The sequence below is a fragment of the Mesorhizobium sp. M0136 genome, from assembly GCF_040322515.1.
In the GTDB taxonomy this organism is placed as follows: domain Bacteria; phylum Pseudomonadota; class Alphaproteobacteria; order Rhizobiales; family Rhizobiaceae; genus Mesorhizobium.
In genome coordinates this window covers 98,441-119,362 of record NZ_JAMYTP010000009.1, presented here as the reverse complement: position 1 = coordinate 119,362, position 20,922 = coordinate 98,441, and the positions used below count along the sequence as shown (strand labels likewise).

The window sequence follows — 20,922 nt, the reverse complement described above, 5'->3', positions numbered from 1 at the left end:
GTTTAAGTCAAGGAACGCTCCCGCACCATAGGGAGTCTCCACTGTCTGGCCCCTCCTATCTGCTCGAAAAAGCGGCAGGCTGGCAGCGGCTAACACAAGCTCACGACGCATAACGGGCTAATCCCGCCTCCTGGGCGTAGTTCAAGCTACCGTAGATCGCAAACCCATCAACCCAGGAGAGACCCATGGACACGACCAGAACCTCAGAAGCAATCGACCAGGATCGCCGGCGACTTTTGGGCACTGCGGCGGCCGGCATTGCCGCCGCCGGCGCCGCGAGCCTGCTCCCGTCACACAAGGCCGCCGCATCAACCAGCGATGGCATCCGCCCCTTCACCGTTAGCTTCCCGCAGGAGGAGCTCACCGAGCTTCGCCGGCGCATCGCCGCCACGCGCTGGCCCGAGCGCGAACTCGTCTCCGACGAGGCGTCCCGGCGGATCTGGTCGACCCCAGCAACTGTAGGGCCAACGCAGGGCGTGCAACTCGCCACAATGCAGAAGCTCATGCAGTACTGGGGAACGGAATATGATTGGAGCAAATGCGAGGCGCGGTTGAAGGCGCTGCCGAATTTCGTCACCGAGATCGACGGCCTCGACATCCACTTCATCCACGTGAAATCGAAACATCGGGGCGCACTGCCTGTCATCATCACGCATGGCTGGCCCGGTTCGGTCATCGAACTCCTGAAGATCATCGATCCGTTCACCAATCCCACTGCGCACGGCGGTACCGCGGCCGACGCGTTCGACGTGGTGATCCCGTCGATGCCGGGCTACGGCTTTTCCGGCAAGCCCACCGAAACCGGTTGGGATCCGGGGCGCATCGCGCGGGCGTGGATCGTGCTGATGAAACGCCTCGGCTACGACCGCTACGTCGCGCAGGGCGGCGATTGGGGAGCACTCATCACGGAACAGATGGCCCTGATCGCACCTCCCGAGCTGGTCGCCATCCACACGAATATGCCGGGGACCATTCCGCCGGAGATCGTGAAGGCGCTAGCCTCCGGCGGTCCGCCCCCCGCTGATCTTGGCCCCGACGAGAAGCGTGCCTACGAGCAGGTAGCGTTCTTCTACAAAAACGGCCTGGGCTACGCCAACGAGATGGCTCTTCGTCCGCAAACTCTCTACGGGATCGTCGATTCACCGGCCGGCCTGGCGGCGTGGATCCTCGATCACGATGCGGACAGTTATGCGCTGATCGCCCGTTCCTTCGATGGAGAGCCGGAGGGCCTTACCCGCGACGACATCCTCGACAACATCACGTTCTACTGGCTGACGAACACGGCGATCTCGTCGGCGCGTCTCTATTGGGAACATACGCAAACGGCGAAGGCTGGCTTCTTCGACGCCAAGGGCATCACAATTCCAGTCGGTGCGACTGCGAACCCCAGCGAAATCTACACCGCACCGAAGAGTTGGACCGAACGCGCGTTCCCGAAGCTTCTGCACTATGGCCGCACGGACAAGGGCTGCCATTTCGCCGCCTGGGAGCAGCCGAAGAGTTTCACCGATGAGGTGCGCGCAACATTCAAGACGTTGCAGACATGACGTGTTGGCGGGGGATGGCGCGCCGGACGCGCGTCATCTTCCGCCCAGCGATAGCTGCGTAGCGAACCTCCGAAGGGAGCGACTGCAATGAACCCTCTCATCAAGACGCTCGCCGCACTCGCGGCTTGCACCGTGCTCGCCACGGGCGCGTTTGCCCAGAGTACAGTCGTTCCCATCGACAACGAGCCCGCACCCAAGCTGATCGTGGAGCCGCCGCTTCCGGGTCCGCTGGCCGGCGGCGTCGTGTTCATCCCGTACCGGGTGGAGAACTTGCGCATCCTGCCTGTGGGCGGGGCGGCCGCGCGCAACGTGTCTCCGCGGGTCGGGCATCTGCACGTCACCGTCGACGACCTGCCTTGGGCGTGGGCGGACTACGGTCAGAGCAACACCATCATCTTGGTGGGAATGCCAAGCGGCCAGCACATGGTGCTGATCGAGGTGGTGGATCCAGAAGGCAAAGTCTTCACCAAACAAACGGTGACGTTCCACACTCCGGACAAGACGGTGCAGCCATGAGGCTCGACCAACTGGCGGCCGTGCTGGCATTCGGGCTTTGCGTCCTTTCCGCGCCCGCCTCCGCCAACCCGGTTGAGGATCGCTCGATCCGGCCCTTCAAAGTCTATGTGCCGCAAGCGCCGCTCGATGATCTTCGCAGTCGCATTGCGCAGACACGGTGGCCCGACCGGGAGACGGTCGATGACCAGTCGCAGGGCATACAGCTCGCGAAGATCAGGCCGCTCGTCGAGTATTGGGGCACGGCCTACGACTGGCGGACAGCGGAAGCGAAGCTGAATTCCCTGCCCCAGTTCATGACCACGATCGACGGCGTGGAAATCCACTTCATTCACGTTCGCTCGAAACATCCCAATGCCCTGCCGCTGATCATGACGCATGGCTGGCCCGGCTCGGTGCTCGAACTGCTCAAGACCGTCGGCCCGCTCACCGATCCCACGGCGCATGGCGGTAGCCCGGAAGACGCGTTCGACCTCGTACTGCCGTCGTTGCCGGGTTTCGGCTTCTCCGGCAAACCCACAGATACTGGCTGGGGTACAGACCGCATTGCACGAGCCTGGGCAGAGCTGATGAAGCGCCTTGGCTACACAGATTACGTCGCCCAGGGCGGCGACTGGGGCTCTCCCGTTTCGAATGCAATGGGACGTCTGGCCCCGGCAGGCCTGCTCGGCATTCATGTCAACCTGCCGGCTGTCGTACCGCCAGAGATTGCCGCGGTGCTCGCCGCCGGCGGACCGGCGCCGTCGGGGCTCACGGACAAGGAGCGCGCGGCGTTCGATGCGCTCAGCATGGCCGCCAAGATGGGGAACAGATCCTACGCCACGATGATGGGCACCCGGCCCCAGACGATCGGTTACGCCATCAATGACTCCCCCGCAGGGCTCGCCGCTTGGATGCTCGGACATCCGGGCTTTTCGGGCTGGACCTACGACAAAAGCGACCCTGAAAAGTCGCCTGACGAAGTGCTGGACGATATCACGCTGTACTGGCTGACGAACACCGCCACCTCGTCCGGGCGAATTTACTGGGAGTACGGCGGCGGGCGCAGTCCCGTTTTTGCCGGCGCTGAAAAGACCAGCGAAGTCTCGCTGCCGGTGGCCATCACGGTCTTTCCGGGCGAAGGCTATCGGGCCCCCGAGACCTGGGCCCGGCGCGCCTACCCCAACCTGATCTACTTCCATGAGGTCGACAAAGGCGGCCACTTCGCCGCGTGGGAGCAGCCGGAGCTCTTTTCTGCCGAGTTGCGCGCCGCGTTCAGGCCGCTGCGGCAAACCAAACAACCACCTCACTCGAAAGGAACGACAAATGTCTCAAACCATGAAAACGCCCCATGACGAAAAGCGCGAAACTGCGACCGGGACCCTCAAAAAGCAGGCGCTCGACATGAAGCTCGAGGTCGTGGTCATCCCCGTCTCGGACGTCGATCGCGCCAAGAGCTTTTATAGCGGCCTGGGCTGGCGGCTCGACGGCGATTTCATCGTCGGCGATACGTTCCGGGGTGTGCAGTTCACACCTCCGGGCTCGCCTGCCTCGATCCACTTCGGCACGGGGATCACGACGGCGGCGCCCGGCTCGGCAAGCGGACTTTATCTTGTCGTGTCGGACATCGAGGCGGCGCGCGTCGAGCTCATTGGCCACGGCGCCGAGGTCAGCGAGGCGTTTCACCGCACAGGTCCCGGCAGGCCGGCGGTCAAGGGGCGCGATCCCGAGCGGCGCAGCTACTCCTCGTTCGCGACGTTCAAGGACCCGGACGGCAACGAATGGCTGCTGCAGGAAATCACCACCCGCTTTCCCGGCCGGATCGACTCCAATGTCACGACCTACGCTTCCGGAGCGGATCTTGCTGCCGCGCTGCGACGCGCGTCGGAGGCCCACGGCGAGCACGAGAAGCGCAACGGCGGCCAGCGCGATGAGAACTGGCCGGACTGGTACGCGGAATACATGGTGGCTGAGCAGGCCGGCAAAGAGCTTCCGCTTTGAAGGATTCAGCGCGCAGCGCGCCGCCGAATCGTCTGCGCGGCGATATCGATCGAAACTGAAAAGGCGTCGTCGATGAAAGCAACCAAGCTGCTCGTCGCCGTGGCGCTCGCACTGGCAATCGGGGCTCCGATTGCCAGTTTTCTGGGAGACACGAATGTGGCTCAGCCGATAGCCTCCGCACCGATGAGGGTTCCGTTTCTTCACGGACTTTTCTCCCTCCAGTTTGAGGGTCAATCCGAGCTTGCTTCGCTTGGCGTGGCGAACGAGTGGATAAATTCGCCGCCGCTGACGCCGTCGGCTTTGCATGGCAAGGTCGTCCTCATCGATTTCTGGACCTACACCTGCATCAACTGGCTGCGCACGCTTCCCTACGTTCAGACCTGGGACGAGAAATACCGGAAGCATGGTTTGGTGGTGATCGGAATCCACGCGCCGGAGTTCGCGTTCGAAAAAGACCTGAACAACGTGCACCGGGCGGTGAAAGACCTGGGGATCGATTACCCGATCGCCGTCGACAATGACCATCTCATATGGCGGGCTTTCAGCAACCAGTACTGGCCGGCACTCTATTTCGTCGATTCGCGAGGACGCGTCCGGTATCACCACTTTGGCGAGGGCTCATACCAACGGTCGGAAATGGTCATCCAGGAATTGCTGACTGAGGCTGGCGCCGGCGGATTCGACCGTGAGCCTGTGTCGGTGGATGCCCGCGGCATCGAAGCCGCGGCCGATTGGGAGACCCTCAAGTCTCTGGAAAATTATCTCGGCTACGAACGCACCCAGAATTTTGCCTCCGCCGATGAAGCGGTCTTGGACGCGCCGCACATCTACGACGTGCCGGCGCGACTACGCCTGAATGAGTGGGGGCTGTCTGGCAGTTGGACGGTAAGGAAAGAAACCGCCGTACTGAACAAGTCCGATGGCCGCATCGCGTACCGTTTTCACGCGCGCGACCTTCATCTGGTCATGGGTCCGGCAGCGCCGGGAACGTCTGTGAGATTTCGCGTGCTGATCGACGGACAGCCGCCAGGCACGGCTCACGGCATCGACGTCAATGAAAAGGGCGAAGGCGCAGTGACAGAGCAGCGCCTGTACCAACTGATCCGACAATCGAAACCCATCATCGATCGGCAGTTCGAGATCGAGTTTCTCGACTCAGGCGTGGAGGTCTTTGCATTCACGTTCGGCTGATCGCCCGCGCAAGGATAGAGGTTCCCAAATGCATTCGCTCAATATTCCGGATGAGATCGACCAAGATCGCCGTCGGTTCTTTGGCGCCGCCGCGATGGCTGTCGCCGCCACTCAGTTCGGCCTGATCGGCCCGGCACAAGCGCAACAGACGACTGGCGAGCCTGCGGCGTCCTTTGGGCCCTTGAAGCGGATCGAGGCCGGCGTGCTGAGGGTCGGCTATGCGGAACTTGGACCGACCGACGGCCCGCCCGTCATCCTGCTACATGGCTGGCCGTATGACATCCACACCTATGCCGATGTCGCTCCCCTGCTTGCCGCAAAGGGGTACCGCGTGATTGTGCCCTACCTGCGCGGCTACGGCACTACGCGCTTCCTGTCGAACGAGACGATGCGCAACGGTCAGCAGTCTGCGATTGCCGCGGACATTGTCGCCCTGATGGACGCACTGGCCATCGAAAAGGCGACGATTGGCGGCTGCGACTGGGGCGCCCGCACCGCGAACATCATTGCTGCACTATGGCCTGAACGCTGCAAGGCGATGGTCTCGGTGAGCGGCTACCTCATCGGCAACCAGCAAGCCGGCAAGCTGCCGCTGCCACCCAAGGCCGAGCTGCAATGGTGGTATCAATATTACTTCGCCACCGATCGCGGCCGCGCCGGCTACGAGAAATACACACGGGATTTCGCCAGGCTGATCTGGCAACTCGCGTCGCCGCAGTGGAATTTCGACGATGCCACATTCGAGCGCAGCGCCGCAGCCTTCGACAATCCCGATCACGTGGCCATTGTGATCCACAATTATCGCTGGCGGCTCGGACTCGCCGACGGCGAGCAGCAATACGACGCGTTCGAGGAGCGACTCGCGCAGGCACCGGTCATCGGCGTGCCGACGATCACCCTCGAAGGTGACGCCAATGGCGCGCCGCATCCGGACGCCAGCGTGTACGCCACGATGTTCCCGGCCAGATACGCGCATCGGGTCGTCACCGGCGGCATCGGGCACAACCTGCCCCAGGAAGCGCCGCAGGCCTTTGCCGATGCAGTTGTCGAAGCCGACGCCTGATGAGTTCGCGGCAACCGCCCAAGCGGCGGTTACCGCTACCAGCAAAAGAATGCCAATGAGCCACATCGCAAGGGTTGTCTATACGGCCAGGACCGCAACCACGGGCAGCCGCGAAAATGGCGCCTCGCGCAGTTCCGACGGCCTTCTGGACATCTGGCTATCGACGCCTGGATCGGCGCGCATCGGCACCAATCCGGAGCAGTTGCTCGCGGCCGGCTGGTCGGCCAGCTTCGCAAGCGCAATCGCATCTGCGGCCCACGAACGAAAAATCGCGCTGCCTGCAGGGATGAGCATCGAGGCCGAGGTGAATCTGAACTACGGAGAAAACGGCCACTTTCTTAGCGTCCAACTGGATATTGCCGTGCCGAGTCTGGAGCGCGATGTGGTACAAATTCTGGTGGATGAAGCGCACGAGATTTGTCCCTACTCCAAAGCGACACGGGGCAATATCGATGTCATAATGAGGATCGTCTGATTTGACCTACATCGCTCTTCGGCGTTGAAGCTTTTGGCACCTCGCTCCCAGTCTGTTCCGGGTCAGATCATGATCATGCCCACATCGACGTGAATGTCCGCTTTCGATATCCGCGGGCTCGAAGCTGCCGGTCCGTTGTCGGCCCCATCAACGACGTTCGAGACCTTGATGCTAGGCAATGCCGACGACCCCACCTATCCCCCCGCCAACCGCGGCAGCAGAAAAATCTCCGCCCCTTCCGGCAGTTCCTTCGACCAGGTGTCGCGATAGATCACCCCGTCGATGGCGACGGCGATGCCGCGATCGATGTATGGCTCGAGGCCGGGATACTGTTCAGCCAGTTTCCTGAACAGCTCCCGAATATCCTTGGCCTCGATCTCGACCTTGCTCTTGCCTCCGGCGATCGCGCCGAGCGACCCCCAGAGCGTTACTTCGACCATCAGCCTCCCCGTTCCGCCTCGAGCGCCGCCAGGATGCGCGGCGGCGACATCGGGATATGCGTCATCCGCACGCCCGCGGCGTTCGACACCGCATTGGCGATCGCCGCCAGCGGCGGCACGATCGAGGTCTCGCCGACGCCGCGCACCCCGTAAGGATGGTTAGGATTGGGGATCTCGAGGATCTGCGTGTCGATCATCGGCAGGTCCGAGCAGACCGGGATGCGGTAATCCAGGAAGCCAGGGTTCTGCAGCCGCCCGTCCTTGCCGTAGATATACTCCTCGTTGAGCGCCCAGCCGATGCCTTGCGCGGCACCGCCCTGGTACTGCCCCTCGACATAGGTCGGATGCACCGCCTTGCCGGCGTCCTGAACGACGGTGTAGCGCAGCACCCTGGTCGAGCCTGTCTCGGGATCCACCTCGATATCGCAGATATGGGTGGCGAACGAGACGCCGGCGCCGTCGGCGACGAGCTCGCTATGGCCTGCGATGGGTCCGCCCGTCTTTCCGGAAGCGGCCGCGATCTCCTTCAGCGACAGCGGCGAGAGGTTGCCGTGCGTCGCGCCCTTGGCAATCGCATGACCCTCTTCCCAGACCACGTCGTCGACCGGTATGTCCCACATCTGCGCGGCGCGCTGCCTAAGGACCTTGATGGCGTTGCGAGCGGCGGAGATCGTCGCCATCGAAGACGAGAAGGTGCCGCGGCTGCCGTCCGTCATGTCGTTGTAGCCGAGGCTGGAGGTATCGGCGACCACCGTCTTGATCTGCTCATAGGGGATACCAAGCTCCTCCGCCGCCACCAGCGACAGCGACGCGCGGGAACCACCCACATCGACCGTGCCGACGGCAAGCGAGACCGAGCCATCCATGCCGATGTTGAGGTCGGTGCAGGTCTGGCCACCGAAGTTGAACCAGAAGCCGCAGGCCATGCCGCGACCCTGATTCTTGCCGAGCGGCGCCTTCATGTGCGGATGGTTCTTCGCCGCCTCCAGCGTCGGCCCGATGCCAATCGGGCCGTAGACCGGGCCGTAGGACGATCTGGTGGCTTCCTGCGCCGCGTTCCTGATCCGAAACTCGACCGGGTCCATGCCGATCTCCTTGGCCAGTTCGTCGACCGCGCTTTCCACCGCAAACGCTGCCATCGGCGCCGACGGCGCGCGATAGGCCGCGGTCTTGGGCCGGTTGACCAGCACTTCGTAGCCGACCGTCTTGACGTTCTCGAGCTTGTAGCAGGCAAAGGCGGTCATGGCGCCGATCTCGGCCCACATGCCGGCATAGGGGCCGCAGCTATAGCGCAGCGTCGCCTCGGCCGCCGTGATCGTGCCGTCCTTGCGGGCGCCGATCCGAACATCGATCGAGGTGGCGCTGGTCGGGCCGGAGGCGCGGAACACCTCGTCGCGCGTCATGACCAGCTTGACCGGCCGCCCGGCCTTGCGTGACAGCGCCAGCGCCACCGGCTCGGCCCAGACATGGGTCTTGCCGCCGAAACCGCCGCCGATCTCCGACGAGGTGACGCGCAGCTTCGAGGCTTCCATGCCAAGCAGCTGGGCACAGTGCTGGCGGTAGACAAAATGGCCTTGCGTACAGACCCAGAGGTCGGCGGTGCCGTCGGAGCTGACATTGGCGACGCAGGCATGCGGCTCGATATAACCCTGGTGCGTCTGCTCGGTCTTGAAGGAGCGTTCGACGACGAAATCGGCCTGGCCGAAGCCTTCATGGATGTCGCCATGGCCGTACTGGGTGCGCTTGGTGACGTTTGAAGGCTTGACGGGCTTTTCCTCGAGGCCCTCGGTGAAGATGGCGTCGTTGATCAGGGGTGCGGAGTGCTTCATCGCCTCGTCGACGTCGGTGACATGCGGCAGCACCTCGTAGTCGACCTCGATCAGCTTCAGTGCCTGCTTCGCCGTGCGGGCATCGACCGCGGCGACCGCGGCCACGGCATGGCCGTCATAGAGCGCTTTCTTGCGCGCCATGCAGTTGTCGAGGATGTCGTACATGGCGGCATCGCCGTCGGTCAGGTCGGGCAGGTCGGCCGCGGTGATCACCGCCTTGACGCCGGGAAGCATCTGCGCCTTCGACGTGTCGATCTTCCTGATCGTGGCATGCGCATGGGGGCTTCTGAGAACGCGCCCGACCAGTTGCCCGGCCATGTTGAAGTCGGCGCCATAGCGTGCACGGCCCGTCACCTTGTCGACACCATCGGGACGAATGGGACGCGTGCCGACAGAGGTGAAATTGCGTCCGGAGTAACGCGGATCGAAATTCATCGTCATGCTCCCTTCATCACGCTTGTTTCATTGCGATGGCGGCGTCCTGAACGGCACGCACGATCTTGTCATAGCCGGTGCAGCGGCAGAGGTTCCCGGCGAGGCCGAAGCGGATCTCCTCCTCGGTCGGATCGGGGTTCTTGGCCAAAAGGTCCTTGGCCGCCATGAGGAAGCCCGGCGTGCAGACGCCGCATTGAAGTGCGGCGTGCTCCAGGAATTTCTGCTGCAGCGGATGCAGCCTGTCGCCATGCGCCATGCCCTCGATGGTCTCGAGGTGCCGGCCCTCGGCCTCAGCGCCGAGCACCAGACACGAGCACACCAGCCGATCGTCGAGGATGATGCTGCAGGCGCCGCAGTCGCCGGTGCCGCAGCCTTCCTTGGCGCCCGTCAGTCCCAGGCGATCGCGCAGGACATCAAGCAGCGTCTCGTCCGGCTGGCAAAGGAACTCGACATTGTCGCCGTTGATTGTCGTTGATACTGCTACACCGGCCATCACTTGCCTCCTGCACGTGTATAGGCGGTCGTGGCGGCCCGCTTGGCCAGCACACCCGCAACTTTCCGTCTGAATTCGATAGTGCCTCGCTTGTCGTCGATCGGACGGCAGGCGCCCGAGCAGACCTTGGCGAGCCTCTCCAGCGTGGCTTCGTCCAGCTTGGAGCCGATGAGAACCTCGGCGGCCTCCTCGACCACAACCACCGTCGGCGCCACGGCGCCCAGCGCCACGCGGGCCGATTTGACGACACCCGCCTCATCGAGCGTCAGGTTCACGCCGGCGCTGACCACCGCGATGTCCATCTCGGTGCGCGGAATGAAACGCAGATAGGCATCGCCCGAACGCGGAAGACGTTTGTCGAGCAGGATTGCCTCGATGATCTCGCCCTTGGCCAGCGACGTCTTGCCCGGCCCAGTCGGCACCGCTTCCACGGCAATCGTGCGCCTGGTTCCCGGGCCGACGACCACCGCCTTGGCGCCAGCGGCCACCAGCGCCGGCACGCTGTCGGCGGCCGGCGAGGCGTTGCAGAGATTGCCGACGATGGTGCAGCGTCCCTGCACCTGCTTCGAGCCGATCAGCTTGGCCGCTTCGACGACGCCGGGCCATGCCTTCTGCAGGGCCGTGTTCTCGCCCAGCACGGCGCAGGGGACCGCCGCGCCGATGCTGAAGCCCTCGGCTGTTTCCCTGATCTCGCCAAGCCCGTCGATCGCCTTGATGTCGACGATCAGGTCGGGTTCGATAAAGCCGCCCTTCATTCTTACCAAGAGGTCGCTGCCTCCGGCGAGGATGGCGGCCGTGCCGGCCGAACTGGCCAACAGGCCGGCGGCGTCTTCAATTGAAAGCGGACGTATGTAACGCATCGTCTCCCCTTACTGGTCATAGTCACATCAACTGATATAACCGTCTCTCGACAATGGCCATCCTGTTCGTGCATTCGCGGATTGGGCCAGGCGCCGCAATTTCATTTTGCTCGTGCAACTGGACGCACCGCCAGCCACTAATGCTCGATCGGCCCCTTCGGCATGATCAGCGCCGTGCCGGCGGTCGTCGGGCGCTCGATCATGCGGCGGACGCGCGGCGGCTCGTTGCCGCTGTGCAGCGCCCTTATACGCTCGCCGATGACGGCGTCCGCGTAGGTGGCGCGCCGATTGTGGCGGATATATTCAACCCAGGTCGGCGTGTGGTAGTGCTCGATCCATATCGACGGATTTTCGAGATCGCGCGCCAATGTCCAGTTGCGGGCGCCGTCGCGGCGGCGGATGCGGCCGCGCTCGGCCATGGTGGCGAGGAATTCCGGCACGTCCTCGTTACGGATGACATATTCGATCATGATGGCGATTGGACCGCTGCGCGGCTTGAGATCAAGCGCCAGATGCGGCTCCTGGAAGCGGTTGAGCGGATCGAGGTTAAGCACAGCCTGCTGCGGCAGCGGCAGCAGCAGGCCGATGGCGCCTCCCGCCAGCATGGCGACGCTGGCCGCCATCAGGGCGACTTCGGCGCCATGCACGTCGGCGACGACGCCCCAGACCCAGCTGCCGAGCGCGATGCCGCCGAAGGTCGCGGTCTGGTAGACCGAAAGCACGCGGCCGACCACCCAGCGTGGCGTCGACATCTGTACGGTGACGTTGAAGTGCGACAGCGCCGTTACCCAGCAGGTGCCGCCGACCAGCAGGCCGAGCGACGTCTGCCAGGCATGATTGCTGACGGCGGCGTTGAAGGCGCAGACGGCGAAACCGGCGAATGCCATGCGCACCATGGTTTCGCTGGACAGCAGCTGCCGTAGCCTGACGCTGATCAGCGCGCCGCCGACGGCGCCGATGCCGAAGGCGCCGAGCATGATGCCGTAGCTCAGGGCATCACCCTTGACGACGTCACGCGCGACCAGCGGCAGCAATGCCAGGACCGCGCCGGCGCTGAAGCCGAAAGCGGAGCTCCTGACCAGCACCTTGCCGATGTTAGGCGACATGGCGACGTAGCGCAGGCCGGCGCCCATTGCGGCGCCCAGCGTCTCGCGCGGCAAGGTCGATGCCGGCAGTTCCGGCTTCCAGCGGGCCAGCACCACGATGAGGCCGACATAGCTCAGCGTGTTGACGGCGAAGGCCGCGGCGGCACCTGCCGCGGCAACGATGATACCACCGATCGCCGGGCCGACGCTGCGCGTCAGGTTAAAGCCCATCGAGTTGAGCGCGATCGCCGCCGGCACCTTGGTGCGAGGCACCATGTCGCCGACCGAAGCCTGCCAGGACGGGCTGTTGAGCGCGGTGCCGCTGTCGATCAGGAAGGTGAAGGCGAGCAGCGTCCACGGCGTCATCAGGTCGAGATAGGTGAAGACGGTCAGAAGAGCCGAGACGACGAGCATGAAGATCTGCGCGATCAGCATGATTTTGCGCCGGTTGAAGCTGTCGGCGATAGCGCCGGCCAGCAGGGCAAACAGCATGATCGGCAAGGTGGTCGAGGCCTGGACCAATGCCACCTGGTAGGACGAGGTGGCGATCGTCGTCATCATCCAGGCGGCGCCGACGCCCTGGATCAGGCCGCCGAAATTGGAGACGAGGCTGGCGGACCACACCGCCCGGAAGATGCCGTGCCGGAACGGCGCCAGCGCCGAGGCGCTTTCGCTTTCCGGTGTGTCGTCCCTCATAAATGCTTTCCCGGGCTCAAACGCGTTTGTTCTTCCGATGAATTCGGCCCCTCAAAGCCATGGATTCAAAAAATAGAACATCATTTCGCAAAGGGCGAACGCATTCTGGAAAAACATCATGGTCCAACAACACGATAGCGCCGGCCCGCCGTGGCGCTGGCCGCGCCGAGTGCGCCACATGAGTTGCGGGCACCGGCAGCGCCTCTAGCGGTCCTCGAAGCCGGTCAGCACGCCGACGGCGTTGATGCCGATCTCCTCGACGGCGTAGCCGCCTTCCATGACGAACAGCGTCGGCAGGCCGAGCCTGGCGATGCGGCGGCCGATCCTGGGATAGTCGCCCGTTTTCAGCTTGAACTGGCTGATCGGGTCCTTCTCGAAGGTGTCGACGCCGAGTGAAACCACGACGACGTCAGGAGCATACGCCGAAAGCCTCGTGCAGGCGTCCTCGAGTGAGGCGTTCCACACCTCCCAGCCGGTGCCGAAGGGCATCGGATAATTGTCGTTGAAGCCTTCGCCGTCGCCCTCGCCGCGCTCGTCGGCGTGGCCGAGGAAGAAGGGATATTCGGTCATCGGATCGCCATGCAGGTTCAGCACCTGCACGTCACCGCGGCGATAGAAGATCTCCTGGGTGCCGTTGCCGTGGTGATAATCGACGTCGAGGATCGACACGCGCGCGGCCCCATGGTCGCGAAACCACTGCGCGGCGACGGCGGCGTTGTTGATGAAACAGTAGCCGCCCATGAAGGCTGCGCCGGCATGGTGCCCCGGCGGGCGGCAGAGCGCGAAGGCGGAAGGCTCGCCGGCCTTGACCAACGCGGCGGCGGTCAGCGCGACGTCATAGGACGACTTGATCGCGTCCCATGTACCTTTGACGAACGTCGCGCCGCCATCGAAGGAGTAGAAGCCGAGCAGCGCATCGATGCCTTTCGGGCGCACGTCGCCGCGCAGGCCGCGCGTCGGCCAGGTGAAGGGAATGGCCGAACCGCTGCGGCCCGATGCTTCCCAGAGCGGCCACACGGTCGGCAGGAAATCGATGTAGTCGCTGGCATGCACCTTCCTGGCGGCGGCGAGGTCGTGGATTTCCGGCGGCAGGATCGGACCGAGTTTTTCGCTCTCCACCCGCGCCCTGATGAACTCGGCGCGCGAAGGCTTTTCAAATGCGGGCACGATGGCGCCGGCGATCAATTCGACATTGCCGGAATGGCCGGCATGGAGAGGCGAAAAAACAGTCTTCATGAAATTGTTCCGTGGTGAGACGCGGCGACCCTAACCGTCCTGCATGGCCCTTCACAAGGCGCTGGGCCAACCAGCCATGGCTTGCTGGCCCGGCAGCCGGTCGTCTAGCCTGTCGGCAGCGCAACCGAACCGCGGGTAATCATGAGTTCAAATGCCGACCTGATCGTCACCAATGCCCGTGTGCTGACCATGGACGAAGGCAATCCGACGGCCGATGCGGTGGCGATAAAGGACGGCAACATCCTGGCGGTTGGCGATCGCCGGACGATCGAGGCGCTGAAAGGGCCGGCCACGAAGGTCATCGATGCGCAAGGCGGGTCGGTGGTGCCGGGCTTCATCGAAGCGCATATGCATCTTTTCGGCGGCGCGGCCGAACTCGACAATCTGCACCTTCAGGGCGTGCATGGCTTCGATGCGCTGAGCGAAGCGATCCGTGCCTACGCGGCGGCACGACCGTACGCCAAGCTGCTGCTTGGGGCCGGCGTCGACTACACCATCCTTTCCAGGGAAGAGCCGGTCACCCGCCACCATCTCGACCGCATCATCGCCGATCGGCCGTTCGCCATGTCGGCTTCCGATCACCACACGATGTGGGCCAATACCAAGGCGCTGGAGCTGGCCGGCATCCTGCACGGCAGGCAACTCGGGCCCGGCAACGAGATCGTCATGGGCGCCGACGGCCTTGCGGCCGGCGAATTGCGCGAGGGCGAGGCGTTCGGGCCGATCCTCGAGCTTTCCGGGCAGAACCGGGTGCGGCTCGGCCTTGCGACAGGCGGCGAGCCCGACCCTTATCCTTCCGCCGCCGAAGTCGCGGCCGATCGCGACCTGATGTATCGCGGGCTGGAATGGTGCGCCCGCCACGGCATCACCTCGATCCAGAACATGGACGGCAACCTCTACCAGCTCGAGCTGCTTGCCGGTTTGGAGCAGGAAGGGCGGCTGCTCTGTCGCACCAAGATACCTTTTCATTTCAAGAACTTCATGACGCTCGACAGGCTGGAAAAAGCGTCGAGGATGGCCTCCGCCTACCGATCGGAATGGCTGTCGTCCGGCATGGTCAAGATGTTTTACGACGGCGTGCTGGAAGGCTGGACCGCGGTCATGGTCGACGACTATGCCGACCGGCCGGGCTGGCGCGGTGAGCCGCTGTTTACGCCGGAGCATTTCGCCGAGGTGGCGCTGGAGGCCGACCGACGCGGCCTGCAGATCGCCGTGCATTCGATAGGCGACGGCGCGGTGCGCGCGGTCCTCGACGGTTACGAGGCGGCGCGGCGGAAGAACGGCAGGCGCGACAGCCGGCACCGCGTCGAGCACATCGAGGTCATCACCGGCGCCGACGTGCCACGCTTCGCCGAACTCGGCGTCATCGCCTCGATGCAGCCGCCGCACCCGCCCGGCGCCATGGACTTCCCGCTGGAACCGACGCTTTCGCGCATCGGCCGCGAAAGATGGCCGCTCAGCTATGCCTGGCGGACGCTGAAGCAGGCGGGCGCGCATGTCGTTTTCGCTTCCGACTGGCCGGTGTCGCGGGTCGACCCGATCCTGGGCATTCAGGCGGCGCTGCTGCGCAAACCATGGGCAGAAGGCGACCCCGACCAGAGCTTCTCGCTGATCGAGGCGCTTGCCGGCTACACGGTCGAAGGCGCCTATGCCGAATTCATGGAGCACCGTAAGGGCCGGCTGAAACCAGGCTATCTGGCGGATCTGGTGGTGCTGTCGGCCGATATCGAGGCGACTGAACCGGCTTCGTTGCACAAGGTGCATCCGGTCAGCACCATCTGCGGCGGCAAGATCACTTATCAGGTTTGATGATGACACTGACGATGGCACGGGGCTTGCGTCCTGAACCGAGATTCAGATGCACGGTTGCCAAGCCGACCGGCATATGCTGACAATCGAATGGGAACTGGATCCGCCATCAAGAGCGGACATGAAAATGGGGTAATGCGTGCCGGATCAACCGGGTAAGAGTGCAATCGAGGTTCGCGGCGTCCGCAAGGTGTTCGGTATCGGGGACGCACAAGTCGCCGCCCTCGACACGGTTTCGGTGTCGATCCGCGAGAACGAATTCTTCACGCTGCTGGGCCCGTCGGGCTGCGGAAAGACGACGCTGCTGCGGCTGATCGCTGGCTTCGACTTCCCCAGCGAAGGCGAAATCCTGCTGCACGGCCAGGACATCGCGCCGCTGCCGCCGTTCAAGCGGCCGGTCAACACCGTCTTCCAGTCCTATGCGCTGTTCCCGCACATGACGGTGGCCGAGAATATCGGCTTCGGCCTTGAGATGCTGGGCAAGCCGAAGACCGAAATCAAGGCGCGCGTCGCCGAGATGCTGAAGCTGGTCAAGATGGAGGCGCTGAGCGCCCGCCGCACCAGCCAGATCTCCGGCGGCCAGCAGCAGCGCGTGGCACTGGCGCGCGCGCTGGCGCCGCAGCCAAAAGTGCTGTTGCTCGACGAGCCATTGTCGGCGCTCGACTACAAGCTGCGCAAGGAAATGCAGATCGAACTGAAACGGCTGCAGCACCAGACCGGCATCACCTTCATCTTCGTCACCCACGACCAGGAAGAAGCGCTGACCATGTCGGACCGCATCGCCGTGATGTCAGCCGGCAAGATCCTGCAAGTCGGCACGCCCTGGGACATCTATGACAAGCCGGCCGAGCGCTTCGTCGCCGACTTCATCGGCGAAACCAATTTCCTGACCGCGGCCATCACCGGCATCGGCAACGGCAAGGCGCGCGCGACACTCAAATCCGGCGCGACGATCGACGCGACGGTGGCCGAGGGCTTCCAGCCGAAGGCGAATGCCACGTTGGTGGTCAGGCCGGAACACGCAAAGCTGACCGGCGGCAAGGGCGATCTTTCCGGAACCGTCGAAAACATCGTCTATTTCGGTACCGACACGCATATTCATGTCCAACTGGATAGCGGCGAAGCCTTCACCGTGCGCCAGCAGAACACGCGCAGCGCAGGCTGCGGTTTCGAGCGGGGCGACAAGGTCGGCGTCTCGATCGGCAACGACGCAGCGCAAGTGCTGAGGGATTGATGGCGAGCGCGGAAGAAGTCGCCAAGGCGGCCGAACGGCGCGACATCCGCGACCGCTGGCTGCTGTCGGCGCCGGCCCTGCTGATCATCTTCCTGGCAGCGACCGGCCCATTGCTGATCGTGCTGGTCTATTCGTTCCTGACACCCGGTCCTTATGGCGACGTGAAGTGGCAATTCTCGCCGGAGGCGTGGATATCGGTGTTCATGGAACGCGATATCTTCGACGACACGCTGTCGCTCGCCGCTGCCCATGTCACCATCTTTTGGCGCTCGATCAAGCTTGCCATCGTGACCACGCTCGCCACCCTGGTCCTTGGTTTTCCTACCGCCTATTTCATGGCAACGCGCAGCGAGAAGACGCGCGATCTCTGGCTTTTCCTGATCACCATTCCGTTCTGGACCAACTTGCTGATCCGCACTTTCGCCGTGCTGCAGATCATCCGCAACGAAGGGCTGATCAACACGGTGCTGCTCAAGCTCGGCATTATCTCCGCGCCGATCCAGATACTCTTCACCGACACGGCGATCCTTATCGGCATGGCCTATGTCTATCTGCCGCTGATGGTGCTGCCGATCTATGCCAGCATGGAGAAGCTCGACTTCCGGCTGGTCGAAGCCGGCTACGATCTTTATGCGACGCGCTTCCAGGTGCTCAGGCGCATCATTTTCCCGCTGGTCAAGCCCGGCGTCGTCGCTGGCTCGATCCTCGTCTTCATCCCGGCGCTGGGCGCCTATGTCACGCCGAGCCTATTGGGCGGCGGCAAGAACATGATGCTTTCCAACCTGATTGAATTGCAGTTCGGGCAAGGCCGCAACTGGCCGCTCGGCTCGGCGCTGTCGATCGCCGTGATGGTCATCGTCATGGTGGCGCTGCTTGCCTATGTGCGCAATGCCGGACAATCGGAGATGCGTCATGGCTAGCAGCTTCTCCATCAAGCATCAGTCCGGCTTTACCGCGATCGCCGCCACCTGCTTCGTCGTGCTTTATCTGCCGATCGTCGTGCTCGTCGTCTATGCCTTCAACGCCGCGACCTCGACGTCGGAATGGGGCGGCTTTTCGCTCAAATGGTTCCAGTCGGCGTGGCAGAACACGCAAGTCATAGACGCCACCGTGCGCTCCTTTCAGATCGGCGCCACGGCGGCGATCCTGGCCACCGTCTTCGCCACCATGGCGGCGCTCGCTACCACGCGCACGCCGCCCGATCCCGGCCTGACCTTCAAATATGCCGCCATCAACCAGCCTTTGATGGTGCCCGAGATCGTCACTGGCGTGGCGTTGCTGATCTTTTTTTCGCGCATAAAGATATTCACCGGCTATTCGGGGCTCGGCTATCTGATCGCCGCGCATACCGCGTTTTGCATTCCCTTTGCCTATCTGCCGATCCGGGCGCGGCTGGAGAACATGGACCTGACGCTGGAGCGCGCCGCCGCCGATCTCTACGCGACGCCGTGGCAGACGTTCAGGCGCATTACATTGCCGCTGCTGTGGCCCGGCATTCTGGCGGGACTGATGTTGGCCTTCGTCATCTCGCTCGACGATGTTGTCATCACCGAGTTCGTGAAATCGGGCGGCCAGGACACGCTGCCGACCTACATGCTTGGCCAGATACGTCGAGGGATAACGCCGGAGATCAACGCGATATCGACCGTGTTCCTGCTCTTGTCGGTCGCCATCGTGACGTTGTTTTTCTTCATCAGCAGGAAGCGGGACTAAACATGAAAATGGGAGCTAAGACCATGAACTGGAAGACCACGGCGACCGCCATCGGGCTGGCGCTGCTCGCCTCGACGAGCCTTGCTCGCGCCGACGGTGAGCTCAACATCTACAATTGGGGCAACTACACCAGCCCCGATGTGATCAAAAAGTTCGAGCAGAAATACAACGTCAAGGTGACCATCACCGATTACGATTCGAACGATACGGCGCTGGCCAAAGTTCGCCAGGGCGGCACCGGCTTCGACATCGCGGTGCCTTCGCAAACCTTCGTGCCGATCTGGATCAAGGAAGGCCTCGTGCAGGAGACCGATCCCGGCAAGATGGAGAACTTCAAGAACGTGGCGCCAGAATGGGCCAATCCCGATTTCGATCCCGGCCGCAAATATTCCGTGCCGTGGGCCTGGGGCACGGTGGGCATCGTGGTGAACACCGATGTCTACAAGGGGCCGTCGGACAGTTGGGGCATCATCTTCAACACACCCGACGAATTGAAGGGCAAGGTCAACGTCGTGCCGGAAATGAACGACGTCATGTTCGCGGCGACCAAATATGTCGGCGGCGCGCAATGCGCCAGCGACAAGGAAACGCTGAAGAAGGTGCGTGACACACTGGTTGCTGCCAAGCCGAACTGGATCGCGATGGAATACAATACCATCGAGAAAATGGGCGCCGGCGATTTCAAGGCAACCAGCGACTGGAACGGCTCAGCCCTGCGCCAGCGGCTGGCGAATCCCAAGATCCACTATTTCTATCCCAAGGAAGGTTTTGGCCTCTGGAGCGACAATGTCATGGTCCTGAAGGACGCAAAGAATGTCGAGAACGCCAAACTGTTCCAGAACTTCATCATGGATCCGGAAAACGCCGCCGGCCTGTCCGCCTTCCACCGCTACGCCAACGGCATTGCCGGTTCCGACAAGTACATGCCAGCCGATATGAAGGATGCGCCGGAAGTCATCATCCCGGAAGACGTCAAGGCGCATGGCGAGCTGCAAAAATTGTGTTCAGAGGAAGTGCAGGCCATCTACAGCAAGATCTGGACCGAACTGCAGAAGTAATCCACATCCGGACGAAATCCGGCGGCAATTGCCGCCGGGCCTTTTCCCGGCGATCGGACTGCCTATGATTTCTTACCGCAACAGCGAACCGGCGCCGCCGATCATGCAGGGTTCGCCGCCGCGGATGGTGCCGCCGAAGCTCGACTGGGACCGGCCGCCATGGAACCGCTGGGCGTTCCAGCATATTCGCGAAATCCTGCCGACCGTCGAGGTCTGGCGCGGCAATGGCCATCGCCACAGGCTGGAGCGAGCCGAGGTCGATCTCGACGTGCTGCCGGTGGGCGACAGCATGGGGCAGCCGACGACGCTGGCTGGACTGCTTGACGAGACTTACACCGACGGCTTCCTGGTGCTCAAGGGCGGCAAGGTCGCCTATGAGCGCTACTTCAACGGCATGACCGAGCGCACGCTGCATCTATCACAGTCGATGGCGAAGTCGGTCACGGCCTCGGTGTTCGGCATTTTGGTGGGGCGTGGACTGATCGATCCGGGTTTGCCGGTGACCACCTATCTGCCGGAGCTGGAAGCGACCGGCTGGGCAGGCGCCAGCGTGCAGCATGTGCTCGACATGACGAGCGGCGTGCGCTTTTCCGAGGAATACACCGACCCCTATTCCGACATCGGCCAGGTCGATGTCGCCACCGGCTGGAAGCCGGTGCCGCCGGACTGCGATCCGGAATTGCGCTGGCCATCGCATATGTTCGAACTGATCCTGGGGCTCAAGGAAAAGAGCCGGCCGCACGGCGCTGCCTTCGAATACCGCTCGATCGAGACCGACGTGCTTGCCTTCATCATGGAACGGGTGAGCGGCAAACGGCTGGCGCAGCTGGTCTCGGAAGAGCTCTGGCAAAAGCTCGGCGCGGATGAAAGTGCCTGCTTCACCGTCGATAGCGCCGGTTATGCAGTTGCCGACGGCGGCTTCAACGCCACGCTGCGCGACTATGGCCGCTTCGGCCAGCTGATCCTCGACAATGGTGGCGGCATCGTGCCGGCCGACTGGATCGAGGCGACGCGCAATGGCAGGCATGGGCCGGATTTCAGTCCCAGCCTGCCGGAAGGCAGCTATCGCAACCAGTTCTGGATCGAGGATCCGCGCTCGCGGGCGCTGATGTGCCGTGGCGTGTTCGGACAGCTGATCCACATCGACTGGGATACGAAAATGGTCGTGGTCAAGCTTTCGAGCTATCCGGATTTCACCAACGTCGCCTATTCTGTGGCGACGCTGCAAGCGGTGCACGCCATCGCCGCAGCGCTCGCCTGAAACT

Annotated in this window: 19 protein-coding genes; 13 read left to right on the top strand and 6 right to left on the bottom strand. The window is 63.3% G+C overall.

The window, feature by feature from the left end; genetic code table 11:
* Positions 1 to 185 precede the first annotated feature (185 nt).
* From NKJ35_RS13280 to NKJ35_RS13250, 7 genes are all read left to right on the top strand, one after another.
* The gene (locus tag NKJ35_RS13280; protein WP_352647559.1) at positions 186 to 1,547 is read left to right on the top strand and encodes an epoxide hydrolase family protein; all 1,362 of its coding nucleotides are present in this window, start codon (positions 186 to 188) and stop codon (positions 1,545 to 1,547) included.
* Between the two features lie 87 nt (positions 1,548 to 1,634).
* The gene (locus NKJ35_RS13275; protein ID WP_352647557.1) at positions 1,635 to 2,063 is read left to right on the top strand and encodes a DUF6130 family protein; all 429 of its coding nucleotides are present in this window, start codon (positions 1,635 to 1,637) and stop codon (positions 2,061 to 2,063) included.
* A complete protein-coding gene (locus NKJ35_RS13270) occupies positions 2,060 to 3,394 on the top strand; it encodes an epoxide hydrolase family protein (protein WP_352647555.1) in 1,335 nt (444 codons plus the stop codon). The genes NKJ35_RS13275 and NKJ35_RS13270 overlap by 4 nt, the downstream gene beginning before the upstream one ends.
* 49 nt (positions 3,395 to 3,443) lie before the next feature.
* A complete protein-coding gene (locus tag NKJ35_RS13265; protein ID WP_352647553.1) occupies positions 3,444 to 4,040 on the top strand; it encodes a VOC family protein in 597 nt (198 codons plus the stop codon).
* 72 nt (positions 4,041 to 4,112) lie between these two features.
* Positions 4,113 to 5,231 (top strand): redoxin family protein, encoded by a 1,119-nt coding sequence (locus NKJ35_RS13260; RefSeq protein WP_352647552.1) that lies wholly within the window; start codon positions 4,113 to 4,115, stop codon positions 5,229 to 5,231.
* 43 nt (positions 5,232 to 5,274) lie between these two features.
* Entirely contained in the window at positions 5,275 to 6,294 is a 1,020-nt protein-coding gene (locus tag NKJ35_RS13255) for an alpha/beta fold hydrolase (protein WP_352647727.1), read from the top strand.
* Positions 6,295 to 6,349: 55 nt separating this feature from the next.
* A complete protein-coding gene (locus NKJ35_RS13250) occupies positions 6,350 to 6,769 on the top strand; it encodes an Ohr family peroxiredoxin (RefSeq protein WP_112563035.1) in 420 nt (139 codons plus the stop codon).
* 194 nt (positions 6,770 to 6,963) lie between these two features.
* On the opposite strand, the gene NKJ35_RS13245 is transcribed toward NKJ35_RS13250, so the two are convergent.
* The 6 genes from NKJ35_RS13245 to NKJ35_RS13220 all read right to left on the bottom strand — a co-directional run bounded on the left by NKJ35_RS13245 (position 6,964) and on the right by NKJ35_RS13220 (position 13,843).
* Positions 6,964 to 7,209 carry a MoaD/ThiS family protein gene (locus tag NKJ35_RS13245; RefSeq protein WP_095520977.1) on the bottom strand — a complete coding sequence of 82 codons (246 nt, stop codon included), beginning with the start codon at positions 7,207 to 7,209 and terminating at the stop codon, positions 6,964 to 6,966.
* A complete protein-coding gene (locus NKJ35_RS13240) occupies positions 7,209 to 9,473 on the bottom strand; it encodes a xanthine dehydrogenase family protein molybdopterin-binding subunit (RefSeq protein WP_352647725.1) in 2,265 nt (754 codons plus the stop codon). The genes NKJ35_RS13245 and NKJ35_RS13240 overlap by 1 nt, the downstream gene beginning before the upstream one ends.
* 16 nt (positions 9,474 to 9,489) lie before the next feature.
* Entirely contained in the window at positions 9,490 to 9,966 is a 477-nt protein-coding gene (locus tag NKJ35_RS13235; RefSeq protein WP_352647550.1) for a (2Fe-2S)-binding protein, read from the bottom strand.
* Positions 9,966 to 10,826, bottom strand: coding sequence for an FAD binding domain-containing protein (locus NKJ35_RS13230; protein WP_352647548.1), 861 nt, complete (start codon positions 10,824 to 10,826; stop codon positions 9,966 to 9,968). The genes NKJ35_RS13235 and NKJ35_RS13230 overlap by 1 nt, the downstream gene beginning before the upstream one ends.
* Positions 10,827 to 10,963: 137 nt before the next feature.
* The gene (locus NKJ35_RS13225; RefSeq protein WP_352647546.1) at positions 10,964 to 12,607 is read right to left on the bottom strand and encodes an MFS transporter; all 1,644 of its coding nucleotides are present in this window, start codon (positions 12,605 to 12,607) and stop codon (positions 10,964 to 10,966) included.
* A gap of 204 nt (positions 12,608 to 12,811) precedes the next feature.
* Positions 12,812 to 13,843, bottom strand: coding sequence for a histone deacetylase family protein (locus NKJ35_RS13220; protein ID WP_254816993.1), 1,032 nt, complete (start codon positions 13,841 to 13,843; stop codon positions 12,812 to 12,814).
* A gap of 141 nt (positions 13,844 to 13,984) precedes the next feature.
* On the opposite strand from NKJ35_RS13220, the gene NKJ35_RS13215 reads away from it, so the two are divergent.
* The 6 genes from NKJ35_RS13215 to NKJ35_RS13190 all read left to right on the top strand — a co-directional run bounded on the left by NKJ35_RS13215 (position 13,985) and on the right by NKJ35_RS13190 (position 20,918).
* Complete coding sequence (locus NKJ35_RS13215) at positions 13,985 to 15,652, top strand: amidohydrolase (protein WP_352647543.1); 1,668 nt, start codon at positions 13,985 to 13,987, stop codon at positions 15,650 to 15,652.
* A 139-nt stretch (positions 15,653 to 15,791) separates the two neighbouring features.
* Entirely contained in the window at positions 15,792 to 16,886 is a 1,095-nt protein-coding gene (locus tag NKJ35_RS13210) for an ABC transporter ATP-binding protein (protein WP_352478297.1), read from the top strand.
* A complete protein-coding gene (locus tag NKJ35_RS13205) occupies positions 16,886 to 17,806 on the top strand; it encodes an ABC transporter permease (RefSeq protein ID WP_352478299.1) in 921 nt (306 codons plus the stop codon). Before NKJ35_RS13210 ends, NKJ35_RS13205 begins: the two co-directional genes overlap by 1 nt.
* Entirely contained in the window at positions 17,799 to 18,599 is an 801-nt protein-coding gene (locus tag NKJ35_RS13200) for an ABC transporter permease (RefSeq protein ID WP_352647540.1), read from the top strand. Before NKJ35_RS13205 ends, NKJ35_RS13200 begins: the two co-directional genes overlap by 8 nt.
* Positions 18,600 to 18,622: 23 nt before the next feature.
* Complete coding sequence (locus NKJ35_RS13195; RefSeq protein WP_254816998.1) at positions 18,623 to 19,657, top strand: ABC transporter substrate-binding protein; 1,035 nt, start codon at positions 18,623 to 18,625, stop codon at positions 19,655 to 19,657.
* Positions 19,658 to 19,721: 64 nt separating this feature from the next.
* The gene (locus NKJ35_RS13190; RefSeq protein ID WP_352647538.1) at positions 19,722 to 20,918 is read left to right on the top strand and encodes a serine hydrolase domain-containing protein; all 1,197 of its coding nucleotides are present in this window, start codon (positions 19,722 to 19,724) and stop codon (positions 20,916 to 20,918) included.
* Positions 20,919 to 20,922 lie beyond the last annotated feature (4 nt).

Excerpts from the sequence above, each read along its gene's own strand:
- NKJ35_RS13220 (WP_254816993.1), bottom strand. The coding sequence starts at position 13,843 with ATGAAGACTGTTTTTTCGCCTCTCCATGCCGGCCATTCCGGCAATGTC.
- NKJ35_RS13195 (WP_254816998.1), top strand. The coding sequence starts at position 18,623 with ATGAACTGGAAGACCACGGCGACCGCCATCGGGCTGGCGCTGCTCGCC.
- NKJ35_RS13265 (WP_352647553.1), top strand. The coding sequence starts at position 3,444 with ATGAAGCTCGAGGTCGTGGTCATCCCCGTCTCGGACGTCGATCGCGCC.
- NKJ35_RS13275 (WP_352647557.1), top strand. The coding sequence starts at position 1,635 with ATGAACCCTCTCATCAAGACGCTCGCCGCACTCGCGGCTTGCACCGTG.
- NKJ35_RS13260 (WP_352647552.1), top strand. The coding sequence starts at position 4,113 with ATGAAAGCAACCAAGCTGCTCGTCGCCGTGGCGCTCGCACTGGCAATC.
- NKJ35_RS13230 (WP_352647548.1), bottom strand. The coding sequence starts at position 10,826 with ATGCGTTACATACGTCCGCTTTCAATTGAAGACGCCGCCGGCCTGTTG.
- NKJ35_RS13270 (WP_352647555.1), top strand. The coding sequence starts at position 2,060 with ATGAGGCTCGACCAACTGGCGGCCGTGCTGGCATTCGGGCTTTGCGTC.
- NKJ35_RS13250 (WP_112563035.1), top strand. The coding sequence starts at position 6,350 with ATGAGCCACATCGCAAGGGTTGTCTATACGGCCAGGACCGCAACCACG.
- NKJ35_RS13240 (WP_352647725.1), bottom strand. The coding sequence starts at position 9,473 with ATGAATTTCGATCCGCGTTACTCCGGACGCAATTTCACCTCTGTCGGC.
- NKJ35_RS13190 (WP_352647538.1), top strand. The coding sequence starts at position 19,722 with ATGATTTCTTACCGCAACAGCGAACCGGCGCCGCCGATCATGCAGGGT.
- NKJ35_RS13280 (WP_352647559.1), top strand. The coding sequence starts at position 186 with ATGGACACGACCAGAACCTCAGAAGCAATCGACCAGGATCGCCGGCGA.
- NKJ35_RS13200 (WP_352647540.1), top strand. The coding sequence starts at position 17,799 with ATGGCTAGCAGCTTCTCCATCAAGCATCAGTCCGGCTTTACCGCGATC.
- NKJ35_RS13235 (WP_352647550.1), bottom strand. The coding sequence starts at position 9,966 with ATGGCCGGTGTAGCAGTATCAACGACAATCAACGGCGACAATGTCGAG.
- NKJ35_RS13225 (WP_352647546.1), bottom strand. The coding sequence starts at position 12,607 with ATGAGGGACGACACACCGGAAAGCGAAAGCGCCTCGGCGCTGGCGCCG.
- NKJ35_RS13215 (WP_352647543.1), top strand. The coding sequence starts at position 13,985 with ATGAGTTCAAATGCCGACCTGATCGTCACCAATGCCCGTGTGCTGACC.
- NKJ35_RS13245 (WP_095520977.1), bottom strand. The coding sequence starts at position 7,209 with ATGGTCGAAGTAACGCTCTGGGGGTCGCTCGGCGCGATCGCCGGAGGC.
- NKJ35_RS13205 (WP_352478299.1), top strand. The coding sequence starts at position 16,886 with ATGGCGAGCGCGGAAGAAGTCGCCAAGGCGGCCGAACGGCGCGACATC.